21 protein-coding genes are annotated in these 24866 nt (G+C 71.5%); 7 read left to right on the top strand and 14 right to left on the bottom strand.

Going from position 1 to position 24866, the window contains the following annotated elements; all coding sequences use genetic code 11:
* The first annotated feature begins 1080 nt into the window (after positions 1–1080).
* Positions 1081–2283, top strand: coding sequence for an amino acid deaminase/aldolase (locus C6Y14_RS29185; RefSeq protein ID WP_107019824.1), 1203 nt, complete (start codon positions 1081–1083; stop codon positions 2281–2283).
* A gap of 71 nt (positions 2284–2354) precedes the next feature.
* Here the strand turns inward: C6Y14_RS29185 and C6Y14_RS29190 are convergent, their stop codons facing one another.
* The 4 genes from C6Y14_RS29190 to C6Y14_RS29205 form a co-directional block, all read right to left on the bottom strand.
* Entirely contained in the window at positions 2355–3323 is a 969-nt protein-coding gene (locus tag C6Y14_RS29190) for a DUF2510 domain-containing protein (protein ID WP_404828844.1), read from the bottom strand.
* Positions 3324–3423: 100 nt separating this feature from the next.
* Positions 3424–4254: a 3-oxoacyl-ACP reductase gene (locus tag C6Y14_RS29195; RefSeq protein ID WP_107019826.1), complete on the bottom strand. Its 831-nt coding sequence runs from the start codon at positions 4252–4254 to the stop codon at positions 3424–3426.
* On the bottom strand, positions 4251–5657 hold the full coding sequence (locus C6Y14_RS29200) for an aldehyde dehydrogenase family protein (protein ID WP_107019827.1): 1407 nt from the start codon (positions 5655–5657) through the stop codon (positions 4251–4253). The genes C6Y14_RS29195 and C6Y14_RS29200 overlap by 4 nt, the downstream gene beginning before the upstream one ends.
* Positions 5658–5668: 11 nt before the next feature.
* The gene (locus C6Y14_RS29205) at positions 5669–7033 is read right to left on the bottom strand and encodes a glutamine synthetase family protein (RefSeq protein WP_107019828.1); all 1365 of its coding nucleotides are present in this window, start codon (positions 7031–7033) and stop codon (positions 5669–5671) included.
* 139 nt (positions 7034–7172) lie between these two features.
* On the opposite strand from C6Y14_RS29205, the gene C6Y14_RS29210 reads away from it, so the two are divergent.
* Both C6Y14_RS29210 and C6Y14_RS29215 read left to right on the top strand, forming a co-directional pair.
* Complete coding sequence (locus C6Y14_RS29210; protein ID WP_107019829.1) at positions 7173–7922, top strand: FadR/GntR family transcriptional regulator; 750 nt, start codon at positions 7173–7175, stop codon at positions 7920–7922.
* A 75-nt stretch (positions 7923–7997) separates the two neighbouring features.
* Positions 7998–8708, top strand: a complete 711-nt coding sequence (locus tag C6Y14_RS29215) for a gamma-glutamyl-gamma-aminobutyrate hydrolase family protein (RefSeq protein ID WP_107019889.1) — start codon at positions 7998–8000, stop codon at positions 8706–8708.
* Between the two features lie 600 nt (positions 8709–9308).
* Here C6Y14_RS29215 and C6Y14_RS29220 read toward each other — a convergent pair.
* Complete coding sequence (locus tag C6Y14_RS29220; protein ID WP_107019830.1) at positions 9309–10253, bottom strand: LysR family transcriptional regulator; 945 nt, start codon at positions 10251–10253, stop codon at positions 9309–9311.
* A 70-nt stretch (positions 10254–10323) separates the two neighbouring features.
* Between C6Y14_RS29220 and C6Y14_RS29225 the strand changes: the two genes are divergently transcribed.
* A complete protein-coding gene (locus tag C6Y14_RS29225) occupies positions 10324–11526 on the top strand; it encodes a TDT family transporter (protein WP_107019831.1) in 1203 nt (400 codons plus the stop codon).
* On the opposite strand, the gene C6Y14_RS29230 is transcribed toward C6Y14_RS29225, so the two are convergent.
* From C6Y14_RS29230 to C6Y14_RS29245, 4 genes are all read right to left on the bottom strand, one after another.
* Positions 11453–12163: a helical backbone metal receptor gene (locus tag C6Y14_RS29230; RefSeq protein ID WP_318658069.1), complete on the bottom strand. Its 711-nt coding sequence runs from the start codon at positions 12161–12163 to the stop codon at positions 11453–11455. The genes C6Y14_RS29225 and C6Y14_RS29230 overlap by 74 nt on opposite strands.
* Before the next feature lie 40 nt (positions 12164–12203).
* Positions 12204–12767, bottom strand: coding sequence for a helix-turn-helix domain-containing protein (locus C6Y14_RS29235; protein WP_107019833.1), 564 nt, complete (start codon positions 12765–12767; stop codon positions 12204–12206).
* A gap of 196 nt (positions 12768–12963) precedes the next feature.
* Complete coding sequence (locus C6Y14_RS29240; protein WP_107019834.1) at positions 12964–15576, bottom strand: ABC transporter permease/substrate binding protein; 2613 nt, start codon at positions 15574–15576, stop codon at positions 12964–12966.
* Positions 15569–16657, bottom strand: a complete 1089-nt coding sequence (locus C6Y14_RS29245; protein WP_107019835.1) for a quaternary amine ABC transporter ATP-binding protein — start codon at positions 16655–16657, stop codon at positions 15569–15571. Before C6Y14_RS29245 ends, C6Y14_RS29240 begins: the two co-directional genes overlap by 8 nt.
* A 295-nt stretch (positions 16658–16952) precedes the next feature.
* Between C6Y14_RS29245 and C6Y14_RS29250 the strand changes: the two genes are divergently transcribed.
* The 3 genes from C6Y14_RS29250 to C6Y14_RS29260 all read left to right on the top strand — a co-directional run bounded on the left by C6Y14_RS29250 (position 16953) and on the right by C6Y14_RS29260 (position 19927).
* A complete protein-coding gene (locus C6Y14_RS29250) occupies positions 16953–17900 on the top strand; it encodes a 5'-3' exonuclease (protein WP_225891344.1) in 948 nt (315 codons plus the stop codon).
* Positions 17901–18025: 125 nt separating this feature from the next.
* The gene (locus tag C6Y14_RS29255; RefSeq protein WP_107019836.1) at positions 18026–18877 is read left to right on the top strand and encodes a siderophore-interacting protein; all 852 of its coding nucleotides are present in this window, start codon (positions 18026–18028) and stop codon (positions 18875–18877) included.
* Between the two features lie 93 nt (positions 18878–18970).
* Positions 18971–19927 (top strand): RluA family pseudouridine synthase, encoded by a 957-nt coding sequence (locus tag C6Y14_RS29260; RefSeq protein ID WP_107019837.1) that lies wholly within the window; start codon positions 18971–18973, stop codon positions 19925–19927.
* 33 nt (positions 19928–19960) lie between these two features.
* On the opposite strand, the gene C6Y14_RS29265 is transcribed toward C6Y14_RS29260, so the two are convergent.
* The 5 genes from C6Y14_RS29265 to C6Y14_RS29285 form a co-directional block, all read right to left on the bottom strand.
* Entirely contained in the window at positions 19961–21412 is a 1452-nt protein-coding gene (locus tag C6Y14_RS29265) for a cytochrome P450 (protein ID WP_107019838.1), read from the bottom strand.
* A gap of 221 nt (positions 21413–21633) precedes the next feature.
* Positions 21634–22248 (bottom strand): GTP-binding protein, encoded by a 615-nt coding sequence (locus C6Y14_RS29270; protein WP_107019839.1) that lies wholly within the window; start codon positions 22246–22248, stop codon positions 21634–21636.
* The gene (locus tag C6Y14_RS29275; RefSeq protein WP_107019840.1) at positions 22229–22669 is read right to left on the bottom strand and encodes a DUF742 domain-containing protein; all 441 of its coding nucleotides are present in this window, start codon (positions 22667–22669) and stop codon (positions 22229–22231) included. Before C6Y14_RS29275 ends, C6Y14_RS29270 begins: the two co-directional genes overlap by 20 nt.
* Positions 22666–23073 (bottom strand): roadblock/LC7 domain-containing protein, encoded by a 408-nt coding sequence (locus C6Y14_RS29280; RefSeq protein WP_107019841.1) that lies wholly within the window; start codon positions 23071–23073, stop codon positions 22666–22668. Before C6Y14_RS29280 ends, C6Y14_RS29275 begins: the two co-directional genes overlap by 4 nt.
* On the bottom strand, positions 23070–24677 hold the full coding sequence (locus C6Y14_RS29285; protein ID WP_107019842.1) for a sensor histidine kinase: 1608 nt from the start codon (positions 24675–24677) through the stop codon (positions 23070–23072). The genes C6Y14_RS29280 and C6Y14_RS29285 overlap by 4 nt, the downstream gene beginning before the upstream one ends.
* Positions 24678–24866 lie beyond the last annotated feature (189 nt).

The raw sequence follows: 24866 nt of genomic DNA on the forward strand, positions 1-24866 counted from the left end.
GAAGTCAGCGCCCGGCGCTCCGAGCTCGGTCGTACGGGGCTCGGTTCGGTCGGTGCCGGGGCGTTGCGCGGTGTCGGCGGTGTTTGTCCGGGGCTTCGTCGCCGGGCGGGGCGGCCGTTCCGGGTCGTTCGGCGGCGTGGGGTGCGGGGCGCTCGTGGGACGTGGTGGGACCTCGGGGCGTCGGGTGGTCGACGGGGCGCCGGGTTCGTTCGCGGGGCGGAGCGGGAAATCCTGCTGGTCGGAACGCGGGGGCCGCCCGGGAGTCGTGCCCGGACCCGACTGCGTACCCCCTGCGTCCGCCGGACGCGCGGCGGAACGCGACGGGGGCTGTGCCGAGGGGACGCCCGGTGCGGCGCTCGACCACTCGGCGCCTGCCATGGGGGCACGCGGCTCCGTCGTGGGGCGCGCTGGGGCAGCGGCACGGGCCGCGTCCGCCCCGGTGCCGGGGCGCGGCGTGACGCCCGCCCACTCGGCGTTCCCCGGAGGGGCCGGCGGAGTGTCCGGGTAGCGGGTCGAAGCCTGCGGGGGCGAGGCCGTCTCAGGAAGGGGGCGCTGTCCGCTCTCGCCGGGGCGGAGGTTCGGGAAGCGCGTTGTTCCGGTGGGCGCCGCTTCCTCGGAGGTGCGCGGTCGCGGCGGCGCCCCGACAGGGCGGCGCGGTCCGAACCAGCCGCCCCCGGTGGACTCCCCGCCATCACGATCCGAGGCCGAGGCCGCCTTCGACGTCGAAGGCGAAGGCGAAGGCGAAGGCGAGGGTGCAGGCGGTCGCCGGTCCGTGTTTCCGGGCCACTCCGAAGGGTCGCGGTCACCGTCCGCCGCAGGCGTCCCCGCAGGCGTCCCCGGCGGCGTCGCCGGACGCGGAGGAATGGAGGCGCGGCGCGCTTCCGTGCTCATGCACCCCCCGTTTCCTCGACCCCGGACGACCGAGACTGACCGAAGGAACCCCTCCGGATCCGTTCCCCGCTTGCGTGCGCGTCACTCTACGGGCTGACGCCATGCCCGTGGGAACCAGTCCGCAGGCCCGGGGCATCTGCCCGGAACGTCCCCCTACCCTGCGGTAATCCGGTCTGGCAGGCTTCGCACATGACAGCCCGCGCCGCAGACCGAGCCCGATACGACCGGGCCACCGCCCACCTCGACGCCCCCGTCGCGATCGTGGACCTGGAGGCCTTCGACGCCAACGCGGACGACCTCGTCCGGCGGGCGGCGGGCAAACCCGTACGCGTCGCGAGCAAGTCGGTGCGCTGCCGGGCCCTGCTCGAACGCGTCCTCGCCCGCGACGGTTTCGCCGGACTGATGTCCTACACGCTCGACGAGTCGCTGTGGCTGGCCCGCTCCGGTTTCGACGACGTACTGCTCGCCTACCCGTCCGCCGACCGGACCGCGTACGCGACACTCACCGGTGATCCCAAACTCGCCGCCGCCGTGACCGTCATGATCGACGACCCTGCGCAGTTGCAACTGATCGACGACGCTAGGGACGGCGGACGCGAAGAGGTGCGCGTCTGCCTGGAGTTGGACACCGCGCTGAAGATGTTCGGCGGCCGGGTCCGCGTCGGCGCCCGCCGCTCGCCCCTGTACTCCGCCGCCCAGGTCGCCGACATGGCGCGTACGGTCGCCCGCCGGCCCGGTTTCCGGCTCGTCGGGATCATGGCGTACGAGGGACACATCGCCGGGGTGGGCGACGCCCTGCGGGGGCGCCCTTTGCGGTCGCGTGCGATCCGGCTGATGCAGGCGACGGCCCGCAAGGAGCTGGCGCAGCGCCGCGCGGACGTCGTGCGGGCGGTCCGGGCGGTCGCGCCGGACCTGGAGTTCGTCAACGGCGGTGGCACGGGCAGTGTCCAGCACACCGCGGCCGAGGACTCGGTGACGGAGATCGCGGCGGGATCGGGGCTGTACGTCCCACGTCTCTTCGACAACTACACGTCGTTCAGCGGGCGTCCGGCCGCGCTCTTCGCGCAGCCCGTCGTGCGCCGGCCGGGCGTCGGCGTGGTGACGGTCCTCGGCGGCGGCTACCCGGCGTCGGGCGCCCCCGGCCCCGACCGGCTGCCGGTGCCGTACCTCCCCGAGGGGTTGAAGTACGACTCCCAGGAGGGCGCGGGCGAGGTGCAGACGCCCCTGCTCGGCTCGCCCGCCGACGATCTGCTGATCGGCGACAAGGTGTGGTTCCGGCACGCGAAGGCCGGGGAGCTGTGCGAGCGGTTCGACGTGCTGCATCTCGTGGAGGGCGACAGGGTGACGGCGTCGGTGCCGACGTACCGCGGCGAGGGTCACACGTTCCTCTAGGCCCCGAGGCACCCGTTCCTGTGGTCCGGGCCCGGAGGGACGCCACCCGGGCCGGGGACACCGGCGGGGCGCTACTGCGTGGGTCCGATGCTGCTGCCCACGCCCCCGCCGGTGTCCGCGTCGCCGACGGGCCGGATCCCCTTGGTGATCCGGTCCATGTCGGCGAGCGGCGGCCCCTCCGCGCCCGCGTCGAAGACGTACCGCACCATGACCAGCGACTCCGAGCCGACGCTGGACGGGAACGCCATCGACTGGACGTAACCGCCGGGCCCCGCCTCGGTCCTGACACGCCAGCGCACGAAGTACCCGGTGCGCCCAGCGACCGCGACCTGGCCCTGCTCTACCAGCCGGTGGGACGTGATGCCGTGGAAGGGCCGCTCGTCGATCTTGTTGCGGTCGTACGCCAGATCGGCCGCGTCGGAGATGTCGTCCCGGGCGAGCGCCGCGGTGGACTTCTCGTCGTTCGCGGTCACCGTGCGCGAGAAGACCGTGCCGTGGCGGCAGAGGCCGTCGTCGCCCGGACAGTCGTACGTCCCTGGTGTGGTCATCACGACATCGGTGTCGGACACGTTCTCGGGCCTGGCCCAGCCGTCGAGGAGGGGCAGGGTGATGCCGTTCAGCTCGTCCACGACGCGGCCGGGATCGGCGGACGGCTCCGGGGCGGCCTCCGAGGAAGAGGACGAGGACGGCGGGTCCGCCGGTACGGAGGTCGTGGGCGCGGCTATCGCCCCGGGGTCGCCGTCGCCGTCGTCCTTGCTCAGGACGACGGCACCCGTGACGATGGCCGCGACCAGGACGGCCGCCGCGGTGGTGAGGGCGACCGCCTTCGCCCGTCCGGAGCCGTCGGCCGCCGGCATGGGCACCGTCGGGGCGGGACCGTACGACTGCGGGTGCGACTGCTGCAGTTGCTGCTGTTGGTGTCCCTGCTGCTCTGTCCCGGGGGCTCGGCGGTGCTCGGTCCAGGCGGTCCCGTCCCACCAGCGCTCCGTGTGCGGGGCGGAGGGGTCCCGGTACCAGCCGGGCGGGGTCGTCATACTCATCCCGGCACTCTAGGACGTGTCCGGCGCGGGCACAGGGCCGTCCGCCCGACGGGCCTGCGGTGGTGTCCCGACAGGCCCTGGGGCGGTGTCCCGACGGGCCCTACAGCGGTGTGACGTACGCGCCCGAGATCCCGCCGTCCACCAGGAAGTCCGTGGCGTTGACGAACGAGGAGTCGTCGCTGGCGAGGAAGGCCACCGCGGCGGCGATCTCGTCCGCCTCCGCGAACCGCCCGAGCGGGATGTGCACGAGCCGTCGCGCGGCCCGCTCCGGGTCCTTGGCGAACAGCTCCTGGAGAAGGGGGGTGTTGACCGGCCCGGGGCACAGGGCGTTGACCCGGATGCCCTCGCGGGCGAACTGCACGCCCAGCTCACGGGTCATCGCCAGCACGCCGCCCTTGGACGCGGTGTACGAGATCTGCGAGGTCGCGGCGCCCATCCGGGCCACGAAGGACGCGGTGTTGATGATGGACCCCTTGCCCTGGCGCCGCATGTAGGGGATCGCGGCCTTGCAGCACAGGTACACGGAGGTGAGGTTGACCTCCTGGACGCGCTTCCAGGCCTCCAGCCCGGTCTCCAGGATCGAGTCGTCGTCGGGCGGTGAGATGCCCGCGTTGTTGAAGGCGATGTCGACGGACCCGTAGGTGTCGTTCGCGGTCCGGAAGAGCTCTTCGACCTGGTCGGGGTCGGTGACGTCCACCTTGACGAAGATCCCGCCGATCTCCTCCGCGGCGGCCCGGCCCCGGGTCTCGTCGACGTCGCCGCAGACGACATGGGCGCCCTCGGAGGCGAGCCGGCGCGCGGTGGCGAGGCCGATCCCGCTGCCCGCGCCCGTGATGACGGCGGTACGGCCGACGAGGCGGCGGCAGACGACGGCGTCGGTCGATGAGGCCGTCGAGGCGGCCGTCGAGGCGGCCGGGGTCGATGAGGTCACTGTGCGGGGCCCTCCGTGCTGATGAAGACGTTCTTGGTCTCGGTGAAGGCGGTCAGGGCGTCCGGGCCGAGTTCGCGGCCGATGCCGGACTGTTTGAAGCCGCCGAAGGGGGTCCAGTAGCGGACGCTGGAGTGGGAGTTGACGGACAGGTTCCCGGCGCGGACGGCGCTCGACACGCGCAGGGCGCGGCCCACGTCCCGGGTCCAGATGGAGCCCGCGAGGCCGTAGTCGGTGGCGTTGGCGAGCCGGATCGCGTCGGCCTCGTCCTCGAAGGGGAGGACCACGGCGACCGGCCCGAAGACCTCTTCGACGGCCACGCGCGCGTGGGGCTCGACCCCGGTCAGGACGGTGGGCGGGAACCAGAAGCCGGGCCCGTCGGGCGCGGTGCCCCGGATACCCGCCAGGTCGTCGGTGACGTACGACCGTACGCGTTCCAGCTGGGCCCGGGAGATCAGCGGGCCCATGGCGGTCTTCTCGTCGGACGGGTCGCCGACGACGACGGACTCGATCGCGGGGGCGAGGAGTTCGAGGAAACGGTCGTACGCCGGACGCTGGACGAGGATGCGGGTGCGGGCGCAGCAGTCCTGGCCGGAGTTGTCGAGGAAGGACATCGGGGTGGCTGCCGCGGCGGCCTCGATGTCGGCGTCGGCGAAGACGATGTTGGGGCTCTTGCCGCCGAGTTCGAGGGTGACGCGCTTGAGCAGGGCCGCCCCCTTGGCGAGCACCTGTTTGCCCACGGTCGTCGATCCCGTGAAGACGATTTTCGCGACACCGGGGTGCTCGACGAGCGCGTCACCCGTGACGGGGCCCGCGCCCGGCAGGACCTGGAACAGATGCTCGGGAAGGCCTGCCTCCAGGGCGAGTTCGGCCAGCCGCAGGGCCGTCAGCGGGGTCGTCTCGGCCGGCTTGAGGACGACGGCGTTCCCGGCGGCGAGCGCGGGGGCCGTGCCCCAGGCCGCGATCGGCATGGGGAAGTTCCAGGGCGCGATGACGGCGACCACGCCCAGCGGTTCGAGGATCGTGACGTCGAGACCGCCGGCCACCGGGATCTGGCGCCCGGTCAGCCGTTCCACTCCCCCGGCCGCGTAGTCGAGCAGGTCGCGGACGTTGCCCGCCTCCCAGCGGGCGTTGCCGAGGGTGTGCCCGGCCTCCCGGACCTCCAGCCGGGCGAGTTCTTCGAGGTGTTCGTCGACGACGACGGCGAACCGGCGCAGCAGCCCGGCCCGCTCGCCCGGTGCGAGGGCGGCCCAGCGGACCTGTGCCGCACCGGCCCGTACGACGGCCGCGTCGACGTCCGCCGGGCCGGCGCCCGGGACGGTGGCGACGACTTCTTCGGTGGCCGGGTCGAGCACGACGAGTTCGTGCCCGTCGTGCTGTGCGGGCCGGGTGGGGGTGTGCGACAACGAAGGACCTCTCACATGCGTTCGAAGGAGCGGCGCAGCTCCCAGTCGGTCACCGCGGCGTCGAAGGCGTCCAGTTCGACGCGCGCCATGTTGCGGTAGTGGGCGACCACCTCGTCACCGAAGGCGGCCCGGGCGATCGGGCTGTTCTCCCAGACCTCGGCGGCCTCGCGCAGGGTGGTGGGCACGTGCGCGTAGTCCGCGGTGTACGCGTTCCCCGTGCACGCCTCGGGGAGCTCCAGCTTGTGCTCGATGCCGTACAGCCCGGCCGCGACGAGTCCCGCGACGGCGAGATGCGGATTGACGTCGCCGCCGGGGAGCCGGTTCTCGAAGCGCATCGAACGGCCGTGCCCGACCACGCGCAGCGCGCAGGTGCGGTTGTCGTACCCCCAGGCGACGGCGGTCGGCGCGAACGAGCCTGGCTGGAACCTCTTGTACGAGTTGATGTTGGGCGCGTACAGGAGGGAGAAGTCCCGCAGCGCAGCGAGCTGCCCTGCGAGGAAGTACCGCATCACCTGCGACATACCGCCCTCGCCGTCACCCGCCATCTTGTTGGTGCCGTCGGCGTCGGCGAGCGAGAGGTGGATGTGGCAGGAGTTGCCCTCGCGCTCGTTGTACTTGGCCATGAAGGTGAGCGAGACGCCCTCCTGGGAGGCGATCTCCTTGGCCCCGGTCTTGTAGACGGCGTGCTGGTCGCAGGTGACCAGGGCCTCGTCGTACTTGAACGCGATCTCGTGCTGCCCGGGGTTGCACTCGCCCTTGGCGGACTCGACGGTCAGCCCGGCCGCCGCCATCTCGTTGCGGATACGCCGCAGCAGAGGTTCGATGCGTCCGGTGCCGAGCACCGAATAGTCGATGTTGTACTGGTTCGCGGGCGTCAGGCCACGGTAGTTGGCGTCCCAGGCGTGCTCGTAGGTGTCCTTGAAGACGATGAACTCCAGCTCGGTGCCCACCTGGGCGGTGAAGCCGTGCTCGGCGAGCCGCTCCAGCTGGCGGCGCAGGATCTGCCGGGGCGCGGCCACCACGGGCGAGCCGTCGTTCCAGGCGAGGTCGGCGACGAGCAGGGCCGTGCCCTCGTTCCAGGGAACCCGACGGAGGGTGGCCAGGTCCGGATGCATGGCGAAGTCCCCGTACCCACGCTCCCAGGACGACATCTCGTAGCCGTCGACCGTGTTCATGTCGGCGTCGACCGCGAGGAGGTAGTTGCAGCCCTCCGTGCCGTGCCGCAGGACGTCGTCGAGGAAGAAGCGTGCGGCGAACCGCTTGCCCTGGAGCCGTCCCTGCATGTCCGGGAAGGCCAGGACGACCGTGTCGATCTCGCCGCTCGCGACGAGGGCGTGCAGTTCCTCGACGGTGAGCGGGGGTGTGCGGTCTGCCACGGGAAGGGCCTCCTTCGGTTCGGCCAGGAACCGTCCAGGAACCGTCCCCGGCCATCCCCTGCCATCTCTGGCCGTCGACGATCGGCAATGGCCCTAAGGTATTGCGGGGAACCATTGCTTGGGAAGGGGGCGCGGCCGGATGCCGGACTCTGATCCACACGGTCACGGCCACGGCGACCGGCTGGCGCCGGTGCTGCGGCCGGTGCGCGCGGGCAACGGCTTCGAGGAGGCGCTGGAGCAGATCCTCCAGATCGTCCGGCTGGGTCTGGTACCCGGCGGTGAACGGCTGCCCGCCGAGCGGGAGTTGGCGCAGCGGCTCAGGATCAGCCGGGTGACGCTCCGCGAGGTCCTGAAGGTGCTGCAGGACCAGGGACTCGTCGAGTCCCGGCGCGGCCGGTACGGGGGCACGTTCGTGCGGGCGCGCGCCGAGGCGGCCGGGGCGACGGGCGGGGCCGCGCTGCGCCGGCGCGTGGAGGGGGTCGACATCGAGGACGTACTGCGCTTCCGTGAGGTGCTGGAGGTCGGCGCGGCGGAACTCTGCGCGGCGCACGGCCTGTCCGGGGCGCGGGCCGGGCTGCTGCGCGAGGCACTGGCCCGCACGCAGGACGCTCCGCTGGCCGAGTACCGGCGCCTCGACACCCTCCTCCACCTCACCCTCGCGGAACTGTCCGGGTCGCCGACCCTCACCGCCCAGTACGCGGCCGTCCGCTCGACCGTGAACGACCTCCTCGACTGCATCCCCCTGCTGGTACGCAACCTGGAGCATTCGCAGCGTCAGCACACGGCGCTCGTCGAGGCGGTGCTGACCGGGGACGCGGACGGGGCGCGCGGCGCGATGCGAGAGCACTGCGCGGGTACGGCGGCGCTGCTGCGCGGTTTCCTGACATAGCCGGGCGCACGGCCGCTTCACCGGCAAAGGTATGAACGCGTAACCTTTAAACATTTCTCGGCGGGAGTGGTGGACGTGGGGAGCACGGGGACGGCCGACCGGCCACTGATCGGGGTCAGTACGTATCTGGAGACGGCGCGGTGGGGGGTGTGGGAGCTGGAGGCCGCGCTGCTGCCGGCCGGCTATCCGCGGCTGGTCCAGGCGGCGGGCGGAGTGGCCGCGATGCTGCCGCCGGACGACCCGGCGTACGCCGCGGGGGCCGTGGCCCGGCTCGACGGCGTGGTGATCGCGGGCGGCCCCGACGTGGACCCGGCGCGGTACGGGGCCGAGCGCGACCCGCGCTGCGGGCCGGAGGCGCGGGCCCGTGACAGCTGGGAACTCGCGCTGATCGAGGCGGCGCTGGCGTCCGGGACGCCGGTGCTCGGCATCTGCCGGGGGATGCAGCTGCTGAACGTCGCGCTCGGCGGGACGCTCGTCCAGCACATCGACGGGCATGTCGAGGCGGTGGGGGTGTTCGGACGGCATGCGGTGAAGCCGGTGCCGGGGTCGCTCTGCGCGGACCTGCTCGACACGGAGTCGTCGTCCGTACCGACGTACCACCACCAGGCGGTGGGGCGCCTGGGAACCGGCCTCGTAGCGAGCGCGTTCGCGGAGGACGGGACGGTGGAGGCGGTGGAGCTTCCTGGGCCCGGGTGGGCCCTGGGCGTCCAATGGCACCCGGAGATGGGTACGGACCTACGCGCAATGAAGGCCCTGGTACAAGCATCCACCCCCACACCCCCCTGACCCGAGGCTCCACCCCCGCCCCCACCGAACGCCACGTCTCGACTGCGGGCCGCCGGGGGCGCCCCTATGGGGGCCCTCCGGCTCGGATGCCGACCGCGGACCGATGGGGGTTGCCCGCGCCGTTCCCCGCGCCCCTAGAGGGGTGGGCCCTCCGGCTCGGATGCCGACCGCGGACCAGTGGGGGTTGCCCGCGCCGTTCCCCGCGCCCCTAGAGGGGTGGGCCCTCCGGCTCGGATGCCGACCGCGGACCGGTGGGGGTTGCCCGCGCCGTTCCTCGCGCCCCTGACGGGGCGAGGTGCGTCATGTCGCGGGGGACGAACCTACGAACCACCCCCACCCCCACTCACCCAGGGGCGCGGGGAACTGCGCGACCAGCCACAACGGACCCGCAGCCGACATTCCAGCCTTACCCCCTACCCCTAGGGGCGCGGGGAACTGCGCGGGCAACCCCTACCGGCCCGCAGCCGACACCCCGACCCGAAGGACCCACCCCCCAGGGGCGCGGGGAACTGCGCACTCCCCCACCGGCCCGCAGGCACGAACCGGCCGGAGCCACCCCAGGCCCACCCAGGCGCGGCGCAGCGGGCCGCAGGCGGCCCGTCAGGACCGCGTCAGGGCCAAAAGATCCCGCGCAGGCCCCGCCGGCCGATGCCCCGTCGGCCACACCGCCCGGAGGGCCCTGCTCAGCCGAACCCCTTCCACCGGAATCTCCACCAGCCGCCGCGCGGACAGCTCCTCGCCGAGGGCCAGTTCGCTCAGGACCGCTGGCCCCGCCCCCGACGCCGCGGACGCCTTCACCGCCGTCGTCGACGACAGTTCGATCAGCGGGCGGGCCAGCCCGCCGAGCGCCGCGTCCAGCACCTGCCGCGTCCCCGACCCCTCCTCCCGCAGGATCAGCGGCGTTCCCGCCAACTCCCCCGCGTCGAGCGCGCGCCGCCGCCGCGCCCACGCATGTCCCGGCGCGGTGACGACGATCAGCCGGTCGTGCGCGATGACCACCGAGTCGAGCCCGCCCGCCACGGACACCCCCTCCACGAACCCGAGGTCGGCCTCCCCCGAGAGCACCCGCTCGGCCACCACCGTTGAGTTCCCGGCGAGCAGCGACACCGCCGTGTCCGGCCGCTGCCCCCGCAACGCGATCAGCCACCCCGGCAACAGGTACTCCGCGATCGTCATGCTCGCGGCAACCCGCAGCCGCGAGTCCCGCCGGTCCCGCAGCGCCTGCGCCCCCGCGTCGAACACCTCCGCCGCCTCCACCACCCGCCGGGCCCAGTCCGTGACCAGCGCCCCCGCGTCGGTCAGCCGTGACCCTCTGGGTGACCGCTCCACCAGCGCGACCCCCAACTGCCGTTCCATGGACCGGATCCGGCTGCTGGCGGCGGGCTGGGTGATGCCGAGTTCCCGCGCCGCCCGGCCCAGGCTCCCGAGCCGCGCCACGGCGAGCAGCAGTTCCAGCGCGCCCAGCTCGGGCACGCGGTGCGACAGCCCGCCCCCGCTTCCCGCCGCTCGAACCGGCTGGTCGTCCGTCCCGTCGCTCCGACTCATAAACCTACCTTATGCCCCCATAGGCCGGCACTCCCTGGTGACCGCCCCGCCCGGGCGGCACCGTGGATCCATGGTCACCGCCGTCCCCCGCCTTTCCACGCCCACAAGGCACACCGAGCTCGCCGATCCCACCGATCTCCCCGGCCTCGCCCACCCCCGCGCCGCCGCCACCGCCGTCCGTCACCTCGGACCCAACTGGTACGCCCCCGTCATGGGCACCGCGATCGTCGCGACGGCGGGCGCCGGCCTGCCACTCGGCGTCCCCGGACTGCGTACCGTCTGCACGGTGTTCTGGGCGCTCTCCCTGGTCTTGCTCATCGGCCTGCTCGCCGCGCGGGCCGCGCACTGGATCCACCACGGGGACCGGGCGAGGGCCCACCTCATGGACCCGGCCGTGGCACCGTTCTACGGGTGCCTCTCGATGGCCCTGCTCGCCGTCGGCGGCGGCGCCCTCGTCGTCGGCCGGGACTGGATCGGCACCCCGGCCGCGGTCGCCCTGGACGCCGTCCTGTTCACCGCCGGCACCCTGACCGGGCTGGCGGCCGCCGTGGCCGTCCCGTACCTGATGATCACGCGTCACCGGCTGGACGCCTCCCAGGTCACCCCCGTATGGCTGCTCCCCCTCGTCGCCCCGATGGTGTCCGCGGCCCTCGGCCCGCTGCTCGTACCGCATCTGCCGGCGGGCGCGCCCCGCGCGACCCTGCTGCTCGCCTGCTTCGCGATGTTCGGCCTCAGTCTGCTGGCCACGCTGGTGATGCTGCCGATGATCTTCGCCCGGCTCCTCACGGGCGGTCCGCCGCCGCTCGCCCTCACCCCGGCCCTGTTCCTGGTCCTGGGTCCGCTGGGGCAGTCCACGACGGCCGTGGACAAGTTCGCCGTCGCCGCGCCGGGGGTCGTACCGGCCCCGTACGACCAGGGTCTCGGTGTCCTGGCGGTGCTCTACGGTGTGCCCGTGCTGGGTTTCGCGCTGTTCTGGCTCGCGCTGGCCGGCGCGCTGGTCGTGCGGGCCCACCGCCGGGGCATGGGCTTCACGATGACCTGGTGGGCGTTCACCTTCCCGGTGGGCACGTGTGTCACGGGCGCCGAAGGCCTCGGACGGCATACGGGGCTCGTGGTCCACGACGGCCTCGCAATCGCCCTGTACGCCCTGCTGCTGGCCGCCTGGGCCGTGGCCGCCGTGCACACCGTCCGGGGCCTGCTCAGCGGACGGCTGCTCGCAGCGCCTCGGCCAGTACCCGTGGGGCCTGCGCCAACGACGGCCCGTACCACGTGAGATGCCGTCCGTCGACGAGCGCGCACGGCACCCCGGGGAACTCCTCGGGGCCGTCGTCCCGGGTGAAGCGGTACGGCTCGTCGGGCAGGACGAGCAGGTCGAGGCGGGCCGCGCGCAGTGCGTCGGCGGTGACCCGCGGATAGCGCTCGGTGTGGTCCGCGTACGCGTTGTCGACGCCGAGGCGTGCCAGCAGGTCGCCCGCGAAGGTGTCCCGGCCCAGGACCATCCAGGGGCGCCGCCAGACCGGCACGGCCGCGCGCAGCCGGATCGGCGGGCGGGGCGGGTCGAGCCAGGCCGCCTCGGCCTCGTCCAGCCAGCGCGGTCGCCCGCGTACGCCGCACGCCCCGCTCACGCGCTCCAGTTCGCGGAAGGCGCCCGGCAGATCCCGTACCTCGGTGACGAGGACCTCGATGCCCGCCTGCCGCAGCGGGCTCAGGTCGGGCTCGCGGTTCTCCTCCTCGTTGGCGATCACGAGGTCCGGGGCGAGCGCAATGATCCGCTCGACGTCCGGGTTCTTGGTGCCGCCGACACGTACGACGTCGAGTGCGGCGGGGTGGGTGCACCAGTCGGTCGCCCCGACGAGCACGCCGGGCGCCGACACGGCGACCGCCTCGGTCAGGGACGGGACCAGCGACACCACCCTCGGCCGCGCTCGCGTGCCCGGGCCCGCGCGCCGCTCACCGGCTGAGATCGTCGACCGCCTCGATGTGGTCCGCGACCGCGACGACCAGGACGCGGGTGTCCTCCTCGGTGGCCCGCCAGCGGTGGCGCACCCCGCCGGTCAGATACAGGGTGTCGCCCTTGCCCAGCCGGTACGCGCGGCCCTCCGCCTCGACCTCGACGACGCCTTCGGCCACGTACATCAACTCGTCGTTGCGGTGCTGGAACTCGCGGCCGGCGTCCTGGTCGCCGGAGAACTCCATGGCGTGCAACTGGTGGTGACCGCGCACCAGGGGGCGCACACGGGGCTCATGGGTGAACTCGGAGTCGTCGGCGCGCACCACGTCGACACTGCGCGCCGGGTCGGCGGCGGCCAGCAGCTCCACGCGGGTCGTGCCGAGGGCGTCGGCCACGCGTTCCAGTGAGCGCGTACTGGGCCGGGCCCGTTCGTTCTCGACCTGGCTGAGGAACGGCACCGACAGGCCGCTGCGCTCCGCGACGACGGCGAGGGTGAGCTCCAGCGCCCGGCGCCGCCGCCTGACGGCCGCGCCCACTCGAAGGGATTCCTTGTTCTCGTCCATCGCTTCGGCTCCCCCCTGTGCGTCGTCGGTGCGCGGGTTCCTGATGTGTTGTCTGCACCCTACGGGTGTTCGCCAAACCGTTTCATGCGGCCGTCACATTGCCGTAAACATTGCCGCATCCGTCGTGTATATGCGGAGAGGGGCGGACGGCACCGTACGGCACCGTCCGCCCCTCCTCGTCCGTACTCGTCCGCTGCTACGGAGTCATACGTTCCACCATGTCCGGGTGCTCCTTGAGCCACGCGGACACGGCGTCCTCCTCATGTCCCTGGCCGCGGTCCTTGATCTCGGCCTCCAGGCTGCCGAGTTCGTCCTCGCTCATCTTGAAGTTCTTGATCCACTTGGTGAGCTGCGGATACTCGCCGGGGAACTTCTTGTTGGAGATGGTCCGGATCGTGTTGCCCTCACCGAACAGCTTCTTCTCGTCCGAGAGCTTCGTCAGCTCGTACTCGCTGTAGGCCCAGTGCGGGGACCACAGGACGACGGCGACGGGCTCCTTCTTGGCGTACGCGCGCTTCAGCTCGGCCAGCATCGCCGGCGTCGAGCCGTCGACGACCTCGTACTCCTTGTCGAGCCCGTAGCCCGGAAGCACGTCCTTCTTCAGGAGGTTCATCTCGCCGGTGCCCGGCTCGATCCCGATGATCCTGCCGTCGAACGTGTCGGCCTTGCCCTTGAGGTCCGCCAGGGACTTGACGTCCTTGACGTAGGAGGGCACCGCGATCTCCAGAGACGTCGGCTCGTACCAGGTGCCGAGGTCCTTCAGGTTGTCCTTGTGCTTGTTCCAGTAGTTCGACTGCGCGTACGGCAGCCAGGCGTCGAAGTTGAGGTCGATGTCGCCCGAGGCCAGGCCCGTGTAGACCGGGCCGACGTCCATCTGCTTCAGGTTCAGCGTGTAGCCGCGCCGGGCCAGGACGTCCTTCCACAGGTACGTGACCGCGACGTCCTCGTCCCAGGGGAACCAGGCGACGTCGATGGCCTTCTTCGCCTCGGCGGGGGTGCCCGACGAGGAGCTCGCGACCGGGGCCAGCTCGTCGACGACCTTGGAGTTGCTCTTCAGCCAGGTGCGCACGGCGTCCTGCTGAGCGCCCTTGCCCGCCTTGTTGATCTCCGCCTCAAGGCCGGTGAGCTGCTCCTCGGTCATCTTGAAGTCCTTCAGCCACTTGCCGACGACCGGGTCGTCCTTCGCGAACCCCTTGCGGGACAGCGTGTGCACACCGTCGCCCTTGCCCCAGGCGTTCTTGGTGTCCTCAAGCTTCTTCAGCTTGTACTCGCTGTACGCCCAGTGCGGCGACCAGAGCGTGCCGACGAACGGCTCCTTCTTGGCGTACGCGCGCTTCAGCTCGGCCAGCATCGCCGGCGTCGAGCTGTCGACGACCTTGTACTCCTTGTCGAGCCCGTACTCCTTGAGGACCTTCTTCTTGAGGAGGCCCATCATTCCGGCGCTGGACTCGATGCCGGTGATCTTGCCGTCGAACTCGCCGGCCTTGCCCTTGAGGTCCTCAAGGGAGTCGATGCCGTCCATGTAGGCCGGCACGCTCAGCTCCAGGGACGTCGGGCCGAACCACGAGCCGAGGTCGTCGAGCTGCTTGCCGTACTTCTTCCAGTACTCCGCGTGCGTGACCGGCAGCCAGGAGTCGGTCTGGAAGTCGATGTCCCCCTGCGCGAGGGAGGTGTAGAGGGGGCCCGCGTCGAACTGCTTGACGTCGACCTTGTAGCCGCGCTGCTCCAGGATCTCCTTCCACAGGAAGGTGGAGGCCACGCCCTCGTCCCACGGGATGTAACCGATGGTGATCTTCTTGCCCTGGCCGACGTTCTTGGAGTCGGACGCGGCAGTCTCGGTGTCGTCGGAGCCGAACATGCCCATGCCGCCCGCGACGAGCGCGAGGACGACGACACCGATCACGGCGACGGTGGGCTGCGGACGGTAGGTCCAGATCTTCAGGCCCTGCGCGGCGCGCAGCTTGGCGGCGGCGCGGCGGCCGAGCGGCGAGACCTGCGTGCCCAGCGCGCTGGTCATCCGGTCCAGGTAGATGGCGAGGATGACGATGGCGACGCCCGCCTCGGAGCCGAGGCCGACGTTCAGCTGGCCGATGGCCTCGTTCACGTCACCGCCGAGCCCGCCGGTGCCGACCATCCCCGCGATGGCGGCCATGGACAGACCCAGCATGATGACCTGGTTGACGCCCGCCATGACGGTGGGCAGGGCCAGCGGCAGCTGGACGCGCAGCAGGATGTTGCCGGGGGTGGTGCCGAACGCGTCGGCGGCCTCGACCAGTTCCTTGTCGACCTGCCGGATGCCCAGCTCGGTCATCCGGACGCCGGGTGCCAGCGCGAAGATCAGGGTGGCCACGATGCCCGCGGGGGCGCCGGTGCCGAAGAACAGGATCGCCGGGATCAGATAGATCATCGCCGGCAGCGTCTGCATGAAGTCGAGCACGGGCCGCACGATGGCGCTGACCCGGTCCGAGCGGGCCGCCCAGATGCCGACGGGCACGGAGATGACGAGCGCGATGATCGTCGCCACCAGGACCAGCGACAGGGTCACCATCGCGTTCTCCCACAGTTCGAGGGAGTCGATGAACGCGAATCCCACGAAGGTGAGGAGACCTGCCGAGGTGCCGCGCAGCCAGAACGCGATGACCGCGAAGATGCCCGCGAGGAGGAGTGGTTCGGGGGCCTGGAGGACGGCGTTGATGCCGTCGTAGGCGCCGAGGAAGACGGTCTTGAAGAAGTCGAAGAGCCACGCCATGTGGTTCAGCAGCCAGTCGACCGCGTCGTTGACCCAGTCGCCGAAGGGGACTCTAGGCATCGGTCTTCACCGCCCCGAGGGTCTTGCCGCCGGGAGAGTCGCAGGGCGCGGGTTCCCCCTGCTCGTCACCGAGGAAGCCGACGAGCCGCCGCCGTGGCACGACTCCGACCAGCTTCCCCTTCTTGTCGACGACGGCGACGGGATGCGTCAGCCGCGCGCTGATCGCGCACAGGTCGCCGAACGAGGAGTCGGGCCTTGCTGTCTCGCAGCCGCAGTCCGCCTCGTTGCCGCGCAGCTCCGTGTCCATGACGGAGGCAGCGGTGAGGACGCGGGAGCGGTCGACGTCCTGGGTGAAGGAGGCCACGTAGTCGTTCGCGGGGCGCACGAGGATGTCCTCGGCGGTGCCTATCTGTACGATCCGGCCGTCCCGCATGACGGCGATGCGGTCGCCCAGGCGCATGGCCTCGTTGAGGTCGTGGGTGATGAACACGATGGTCTTCTTGAGCTTCTTCTGCAGTTCGATCAGCTGGTCCTGCATGTCGCGGCGGATCAGCGGGTCGAGCGCGCTGAACGACTCGTCCATGAGCAGCAGGTCGGCGTCGGTGGCGAGGGCGCGGGCGAGGCCCACGCGCTGCTGCATACCGCCGGACAGTTCGTCGGGCCAGGACTTCTCCCAGCCGGCGAGGCCGGCCAGGATCAGGGCCTTGTTGGCGCGCTCGTGGCGTTCGGCGCGCGGCACCCCCTGCACCTCAAGGCCGTACGCGGCGTTCTCCAGGACGCTGCGGTGCGGGAAGAGCGCGAAGTGCTGGAAGACCATGCTCACCTTGCGGGAGCGCACCTCGCGCATCTCACGGTCGTTCAGCGCGGTCAGGTCCTGCCCGTCGAAGACGACGCGTCCCGCGGTCGGCTCCAGAAGGCCGTTGAGCATGCGCAGCAGCGTGGACTTGCCGGATCCCGAGAGTCCCATGACGACGAAGATCTCGCCGGGTTCCACCGTGAAGGAGGCGTCGATCACCGCGGCGGTGGTGCCGTCGGCGCGCAGTTCCTCACGGTCGGCTCCCCCTCGCAGTCGCTCGACGGCCTCGCCGGGTCGTCTGCCGAACACTTTGTAGAGCTGTTCCGCCTGCAGCCTGGATGACACAAGTACCTCTCCGGTCGAACGAAGACGGCCCGCCTCCCCCGCCGGCGGGCCGTGGAGCGATGCGGGTTCCGCCCGCTCATCCGGTCCGCGCATGTTCAGGTGTGGTTGAAAATGCGACCGGGTTCGCTCCGGTTGCGCCCCTGCCCCGACTCCCTTGGCGCAAACCCGACCGTGTCCCAGTTCACATTTTGTTTACTTCCCGACGGTTGCGGAACTCGCCTTCGCCCGCCTCGCCGTGCGGGCCGTTTCGCGCACTGTCCGCGCCGGGCGGTGACTGTCAGTGCCGTACGGCATGATGCGAGGCGTGACGCAGCAGACTCAGCAGCCCCGGCGAACCATGCTCCTCGACACCGCATCCCTGTACTTCCGCGCCTACTTCGGGGTGCCGGAATCCGTGAAGGCCCCGGACGGCACTCCTGTGAACGCGGTGCGGGGACTTCTTGAGTTCATCGACCGCCTGGTGAAGGACCACCACCCGGACGACCTGGTGGCCTGCATGGACGCGGACTGGCGCCCGCAGTGGCGGGTCGACCTGATCCCCTCCTACAAGGCGCACCGTGTGGCCCGGGAGACGGAGACCGGCCCGGACGAGGAGGAGGTGCCCGACACCCTCTCGCCGCAGGTGCCCGTCATCGAGGAGATCCTGGACGCGCTGGGCATCGCGCGCGTGGGCGTCGAGGGGTACGAGGCGGACGACGTGATCGGCACGTTCACCGGCCGCGCCACGGGCCCGGTCGACATCGTCACCGGCGACCGCGACCTGTACCAACTGGTGGACGACGAGCGGGGCATCCGCGTGCTGTACCCGCTCAAGGGCGTCGGCTCCCTGCAGCTCACGGACGAGGCATGGCTGCGCGAGAAGTACGGCGTCGACGGACCGGGGTACGCGGATCTCGCGCTGCTGCGCGGCGACCCCAGCGACGGGCTGCCGGGCGTGCCGGGCATCGGTGAGAAGACGGCCGCCAAACTGCTGGCCGAGTTCGGGGACCTGGCCTCGATCATGGCGGCGGTGGACGACCCGAAGGCCAGGCTGACCCCGTCGCAGCGCAAGCGCCTGGCCGAGTCGCGGCCGTACGTGTCGGTCGCGCCCAAGGTCGTGAAGGTGGCCGGTGACGTGCCCCTGCCGGAGGTGGACACGGCGCTGCCGCGCACGCCTCGGGATCCGGCGGCACTCGACGCGCTGGCGGCGCGCTGGGGTCTCGGCGGTTCCTTGACGCGGCTGCTGTCGACTCTGGGTTCCTGAGAGGGACACTGGACACGTGGGGTCGCATCACTGCCCCCTGTCCGACTGAGGCGTGTCACCAGGGTGCGGCACAGGGAGAGGTGCTAACTTAGGTAAGCCTTAGCGAACTTATCCTGGAGGCCGTTATGGCAGAGCGTCCGGCACGCAAGGCTCCCAAGCCGCACTCCGCGCGGGTCGTCCGTACGGAACGGCTGACTCCGCACATGCAGCGCGTGGTCCTCGGGGGCGAGGGGCTCGCCGACTTCACGGCGGGCACCAGCACCGACCACTACGTGAAGCTGTTGTTCGGCGCCGAGGGCGTGACGTATCCGGAGCCCTTCGACATGGCGCGGATCCGCGAGGAGTTCCCCCGCGAGCAGTGGCCCGTCACGCGTACGTACACCGTGCGCGCCTGGGACCCCGAGCAGCGTGAACTGACCCTGGACTTCGTGATCCACGGCGACGAGGGGCTCGCCGGGCCCTGGGCCGCCCATGTCCAGGCGGGCGAGCTCGTACGGTTCCTCGGACCGGGCGGGGCGTACGCGCCCGACACCGGGGCCGACTGGCATCTGCTGGCCGGTGACGAGAGCGCGCTGCCCGCCATCGCCGCCTCGCTGGAGGGAATGCCCCACGGAGCACAGGTGCGTGCCTTCGTGGAGGTCTCCGGGCCCGAGGAGGAGCAGAAGTTCGACTCCGCCGTGGAGGTCGTCTGGCTGCACCGCGGTGAGCGGCCCGTCGGCGAGGCCCTGGTGGCGGCCGTACGGGCACTGGAGTTCCCGGCGGGCCGGGTGCACGCGTTCGTGCACGGCGAGGCGGGCTTCGTGAAGGAGCTGCGGCGGCTGCTGCGCGTCGAGCGGGAGATCCCGCGCGAGGACATCTCCATCTCCGGGTACTGGCGGCTGGGGCACAACGAGGACGGGTGGCAGGCCGCGAAGCGGGACTGGAACGCGCAGGTCGAGGCCGAGCAGGAGGGTGCGCCTCCTGCCGCCTCAGCCTGAGGGGGTCCCCTCCGGGGTGGGTACGACTTGTGTCTGCGGGTCGGTAAGGGCTGGTCGCGCAGTTCCCAGCGCCCCTCTGCGTACGCTGATCAGGTGAGAAGCAAAAGCAGGATCCCGCCCTCTCCTCTGCCTCAGCGCGAAGGGGTGGACCCGGTGCGGGTGCGGCTGCCGGCCGGCGGGGCCTGGAGCACCGTACGGGAGTACCTGCTGGAGCGGCTCGCACCGCGGGCCGCGGTGATCGAGGGGATGCTCGGCGCCGGGGAGATCGTGGACGCGGACGGGCGGCCGGTGACGGCGGACACGGCCTACGCGCCGGGCCTGTTCGTGTGGTTCCACCGGGAGCTGCCCGACGAGGAGCGGGTGCCGTTCCCCGTCGAGGTCGTCCACCACGACGAACACATCGTGGTCGCCGACAAACCCCACTTCATCGCCACGACACCCCGGGGCAGCCATGTCACCGAGACGGTTCTCGCACGGCTGCGGCGGGACCTCGGGCTGCCGGCGCTGGGCGCCGCGCACCGGCTCGACCGGCTCACCGCCGGACTCGTGCTGTTCACGGTGCGGCCCGAGGAACGGGGCGCGTACCAGTCCCTGTTCCGCGACCGTCTCGTACGCAAGGAGTACGAGGCGGTGGCGGCGTACGCACCGGCGCTGGACCTGCCCGTGACGGTCCGCAGCCGGATCCTGAAGGAGCGGGGCGTGCTCGCCGCCCAGGAGGTGCCGGGCGAGCCGAACGCCGAGACCCGGGTCGAGCTGATGGAGCACCGAGAGGGCCGGGCCCGCTACCGGCTGCTGCCGCACACCGGCCAGACCCATCAACTGCGGGTGCACATGAACGCGTTGGGTGTGCCGATCCTCGGCGACCCGCTGTATCCGGTGGTCACCGGCCCCGTGCCGGCCGGTGACTTCCGGCGCCCGCTTCAACTGCTCGCGCGGGTACTGGAGTTCACCGATCCGCTCACGGGGCACAGCCATGCGTTCCGCAGCCGACGGGCCCTCCAGGCCTGGTCGGCGCACGACGACTGGTCCGGTGACGGTCGGACCGGGTGACGTCGCGCCGGCCGGACGTCGTGCCGGCCGGGCTCAGTAGCCGCGCCACCAGCGCACGAAGCGCTGCCAGGCGCCGAGCCGGTGTTCCGGTCCGGTGGCCGGGTCGGCCGCCGGGGGCTCCGGCAGGTCGATCGTGGGGCGCGGCACGGGGGTGGCTTCCAGGGACGGGTCGGAGGTGTCCCAGTCGGGACGCGGGCGGGGCACCTCACTCACACCGGGCCGCTCCATGACGTCCTGCGGCGAGGCCGGGGCGAACACGACCGGCAGTTCCGCGAGGTGCCGCGAGGAGATCGACGCGGTCCAGGCCAGGTCGTCCTCGTCCACGGCGAGCTGGACGTCAGGGAGCCGCTTGAGGAGCGCGTCGACGCCGACGTCCGCGATGGCACGGCCGATGTCCTGGCCGGGGCACTCGTGCGGGCCGCCGCCGAAGGCGAGGTGCGAGCGGTTGCCCATCATGTTCGCCTTGAGGTCCGGGCGGACGTGCGGGTCGACGTTGCCCGCCGCCATCCCGAGGAGCAGCCCGTCACCCTTGCGGATGCGCTGCCCGCCCAGCTCCGTGTCCTGCTTGGCGAAGTAGCCGAGGACGTTGCTGAACGGCGGCTCGTTCCACAGGGACTGCTCCACCGCCTGGGGCACCGTCATCTGGCCGCCGTTGAGCTGGGCGCGGAAACCCGGGTCGGTGAGGACCACGCGCAGCACGTTGGCCAGCAGGTTCGCCGTGGCCTCGTACGCGGCGAGGAGGACGACCCGCAGATGCTGGCCCACCTCCTCGTCGGTGAGTCCGGCCGGGTGGTTGATGAGATGGCTGGTGAAGTCCTCGGCGGGCTCGGCCCGGCGGCGCACCGTGAGCCGCATCAGCACGCTCATGACGTACTCGTTGCTGGCGATCGCGGTCTCGGTGCCCTTGAGGAGGTCGCGGGTGGCCTGCACCATCCGGTCGTCGTACTCCTCGGGCATACCGAGGATCTCGCACAGCACGGCCATCGGCAGATGTTCGGCGAACTGGGAGACCAGGTCGGCGGTGCCGCGGTGGCAGAAGTGGTTGACCAGCTCCTGGGTCCAGTGGCTGATGTGGCGGCGCAGGTCGCGGGAGTTGATGGTCGACATGGCGCCCATCACCGAGCCGCGCAGCCGCTGGTGTTCGTCGCCCTCGGCGTGGGAGCAGATGGGCTGCCAGGTGATGAGCGGCATCAGCGGGTGGTCGGGACCCGCGGTGCCGTCCAGGAGGGGCGTCCAGATACGGCTGTCGCGGGTGTAGACCGAGGGATTGCTGATCATGTGGAGGTTCTCGCCGTGTCCGAGCACCATCCAGATGGGCACATCGTTGTGGAGCAGCACGGGCGCGACGGCACCGTGCTCGGCGCGCAGCTTCTCGTACAGCCCCGCCAGATCCTGCGCGTCGGGCCCGTACAGCCGGCGCAGCCCGCCGGGCCCCGTGCCGTGGGCGGGACAGCCCGGTGGCGGCCCGGCCATGGGCTCGTCCATATCGGTCGGAGAATGAGATTCAGACGTCACGGTGATCGCTTTCGGGGAGGGGTTCATCCGGGGTCGGGAATGTCGGGCGAATGAATACGGCGACAGGCTGAGGACAGGGGCGCAGCCCCGTCTTCAGGGGCGCGGGGCTGTGTCGATCTGCGGCTCCGCCGCGTGGGTACGCCCAGCCCCCACCGGACCCGCAGGTCAGCACGGCGCACGCAGCGGAGCGCTCACGCCGAGGCCATCGCGATGGAGTGCAGAAACCGCATCAACGTCATCAGGACGTCCCGGCTGGAAGCCCGCCGCCGCGCGTCGCACTTCATCATGGGAATCTCCTCGGACAGATCGAGCGCCGCCCGCAGGTCCTCCATGGGGTAACGGGGCCCGTCCGGGAAGTCGTTGACGGCGACGACGAACGGCACCCCGCGCTCCTCCAGGCGTCCGATGACGTCGAAACTGACCTCCAGGCGCCGGGTGTCGACCAGGACGACCGCGCCCAGCGCACCCTCGAACAGCCCGTTCCACAGGAACCAGAAGCGCTCCTGGCCGGGGGTGCCGAACAGGTACAGCACCAGCTGTTCGGTGATGCTGATGCGGCCGAAGTCCATCGCGACGGTGGTGGCCGTCTTCGTGTCGGAGCCGTAGTTGTCGTCGACCCCGATGCCGGCCTGCGTCATGGTCTCTTCGGTGGTCAGCGGCCTGATCTCGCTGACGGAACCCACCATCGTCGTCTTGCCGACCCCGAAGCCGCCCACGATCACGATCTTCACCGCGGCGGTCGCCGTGTGCGGGAGATGGTCCTCGGCGCGGGGCCCCGGGACGGTGTCAGAGCTTTTGAAGTCCATGCATCACCGCTTCGAGAAGGGAACGGTCGGGCAGCTCCGCGCGGACGATCGGAGCGCGCGCCTGTACCAGTTCGGCCGTCAGCAGCTCCGTCAGCAGTACGGTCACCACGCTGACCGGCAGATTGAGATAGGCCGAGACCTCGGCCACGGACATGGGGGCCTGGCAGAGCCGGAGCAGCGCCGACTGTTCCGGCTGGGCGGTGGGCGGGGCGTCGGCGCACGCCACGATTAAGGTCACCAGGTCGAGTTCGGCGCGGTCGCCGCCCTCGACCTGGCCGGTGACGACGTACAGCCGTTCCGGCTCGCGAGGCCTGCCCTGCCCGCCCGGCCCGGCGTGTGGGCCGGGCCCTTCGGGCGGGGGCGCGGGTTTCGGTTTGGGCGCCGCCTTGGGCAGGCGGCGGCGTCGTTGGGGAGGACTCATACGGTCTGCCCGTTCCGCCGGGGCGGACTCGTGAGGTGCGCGCCGATCCGGACGACGAGGTCACGCATCCGGGCGCTCATGAGTCCGGCGTCGACGTGGGCCTCCGCCAGCACCGCGAGGTAGGCGTTGGGGCCCGCGGCCATCATGTAGAAGTAGCCGCCCTCCATCTCGATGATGACCATGCGCATCTTGCCGTCGGTGTCGGGGATCTCGGTGGCGACGGCCCCGGCGAGGCTCTGGAGTCCGGCGCAGGCCGCGGCGATGCGGTCGGCGGCGTCGGGGTCGCCGCCGTAGCGGGCGATGCGCAGACCGTCGGCGGAGAGGACGACCACCTGCCGGGTGCCGTACACCCCGTCGGACAGCTCCTTGAGCATCCAGTCGAAATTGGCGCGCTGCTGGATCACTTGAGGTCCCCCTCGTCGTCGGCCTCGGTGCGGGCCGGACTGTTCGTCGCTCCGGGCGTCTGCGGCTGGTCGCCGTCGCCTTTGAGGCCGGCCATGAACGCCTCGACCCACAGCCCGGGTTCCTTCTCTTCCTTCTTCTTCTTGGGCACCTGGGTGGACGACCGGGTCCAGTCGATGACGGGGCGGCCCTCCTTGCGCGCGGCCTCGGCCTCCGCCTCGGCGGCCCTGGCCTCCTTCACCCGCTGGCTGTAGGGGACGTGGACCCGGCTGCGGCGCTGCGGCAGGCCGTTGGCGGTCCACTCGGTGACCTCGGGGACGTCGTCCTCCATCTCGTCCGGCTTGGAGGTACGGGGCCCGGTGGTGGGGCGGCGCTTCTTCTCCTTGCGCGCGGGGCCCTCGACGCCGTCGAAGTCGACCTTGGGCACGGCGGCGGCACCGATGCCGTGCGCGAGCGCGGGCGCGTCCCCCTCGGTGAGCAGCTTGCGCGGTACGACGAGGACCGCGCGCACGCCGCCGTACGCGGACTGGCGCAGGGAGACCTGCATGTCGTACATGTCCATGAGGCGGCCGACGACGGCGAGGCCGAGCCGGGGGTCCTCACCGAGCTGGTTGAGGTCGGGGCCCTTCGCCGCCTGTTCGAGCATGCGCTCGGCCCGGGTGCGGGCCTCCTCGCTGAGGCTGACTCCGGCGTCCTCGATCTCGATGGCCACGCCGGTCTGCACCTCGACGGCGGTGACGTGGACCTTGGTGTGCGGCGGCGAGTAACGCGTGGCGTTGTCGAGGAGTTCGGCGGCGGCGTGGATGACCGGCTCGACATGGATGCCGTCGACGCTCACCTTGGCGATGGAGTGCAGCTCGATGCGCCGGTACTCCAGGATGCGGGACATGGCACCGCGCAGCACGCTGTACAGCGGGACCGGCGCGGGCCACTGGCGGCCGGGGCGGCCGCCGCCGAGGACGGCGATGGAGTCGGCGAGGCGGCCGATCAGCGCGGTGCCGTGGTCGATGCGCAGCAGGTCGTCGAAGACCTCGGGGTTGCGCCCGTGGTCCTCCTCCATCTCGCGGAGTTCCACGTTCTGCTGGTGGACGATCGCCTGCACGCGGCGGGCGATGTTGACGAAGGAGCGCTGCGCGGCCTCGCGCTGCAGTTCCTCGTTGTCGATGATCCGCAGCGTCTCGATCAGGAGTGCGCGCTGGGAGCGGGGGATGTTCCGCTGGGCGGGGTCGTTGTCGACGAGCCGCCGCACCGTCTCCTCGGGGGACCGGCCGCCGCGCATCGCCTTGAGCACGGTGGGCAGCAGGTGCTCGCGGAGATGGTCGATCTCGGCGTCGTGCAGGGAGACGCGCCGTTCCATGGATTCTGTGCGGCGGGCTAGTTCGGCCCGTGCCGCGCGGATGACCCGGCCGCGCCGGACCGCTTCCGCCGCTGTGGCGATGACGAGCAGGGTCGCGACGGCTCCGCACCAGCCGACGGCCGCGCGAGCCGGCTGCGTCACCAGGGCGACGGCGGTGCCGGTCGCGGCGGCCATCACTATGGCCGGCAGCAACAGCATGCGCGCGTAGGGAACGTCACGGCCACCGGGAGGCAATTGAACACTCACCATGTATGCCCTCTGAGACAAGTCGACTGGAGGTCGGGGGGGGAGGTATCTGGATCTTCAGAACTTGGGGGAACAAGCGCACGAATTCATCTCAACTCGGTGCGCTGCGGGCGAGCTTAGTCCGACCGGATCATCGCTGTGTCATATTCAGCAACCACCTGAAATCGCCCTCGCAACAGGAGTACGCTCAGC

The sequence above is a fragment of the Streptomyces dioscori genome (assembly GCF_003024195.1).
GTDB classification, from domain to species: domain Bacteria; phylum Actinomycetota; class Actinomycetes; order Streptomycetales; family Streptomycetaceae; genus Streptomyces; species Streptomyces dioscori.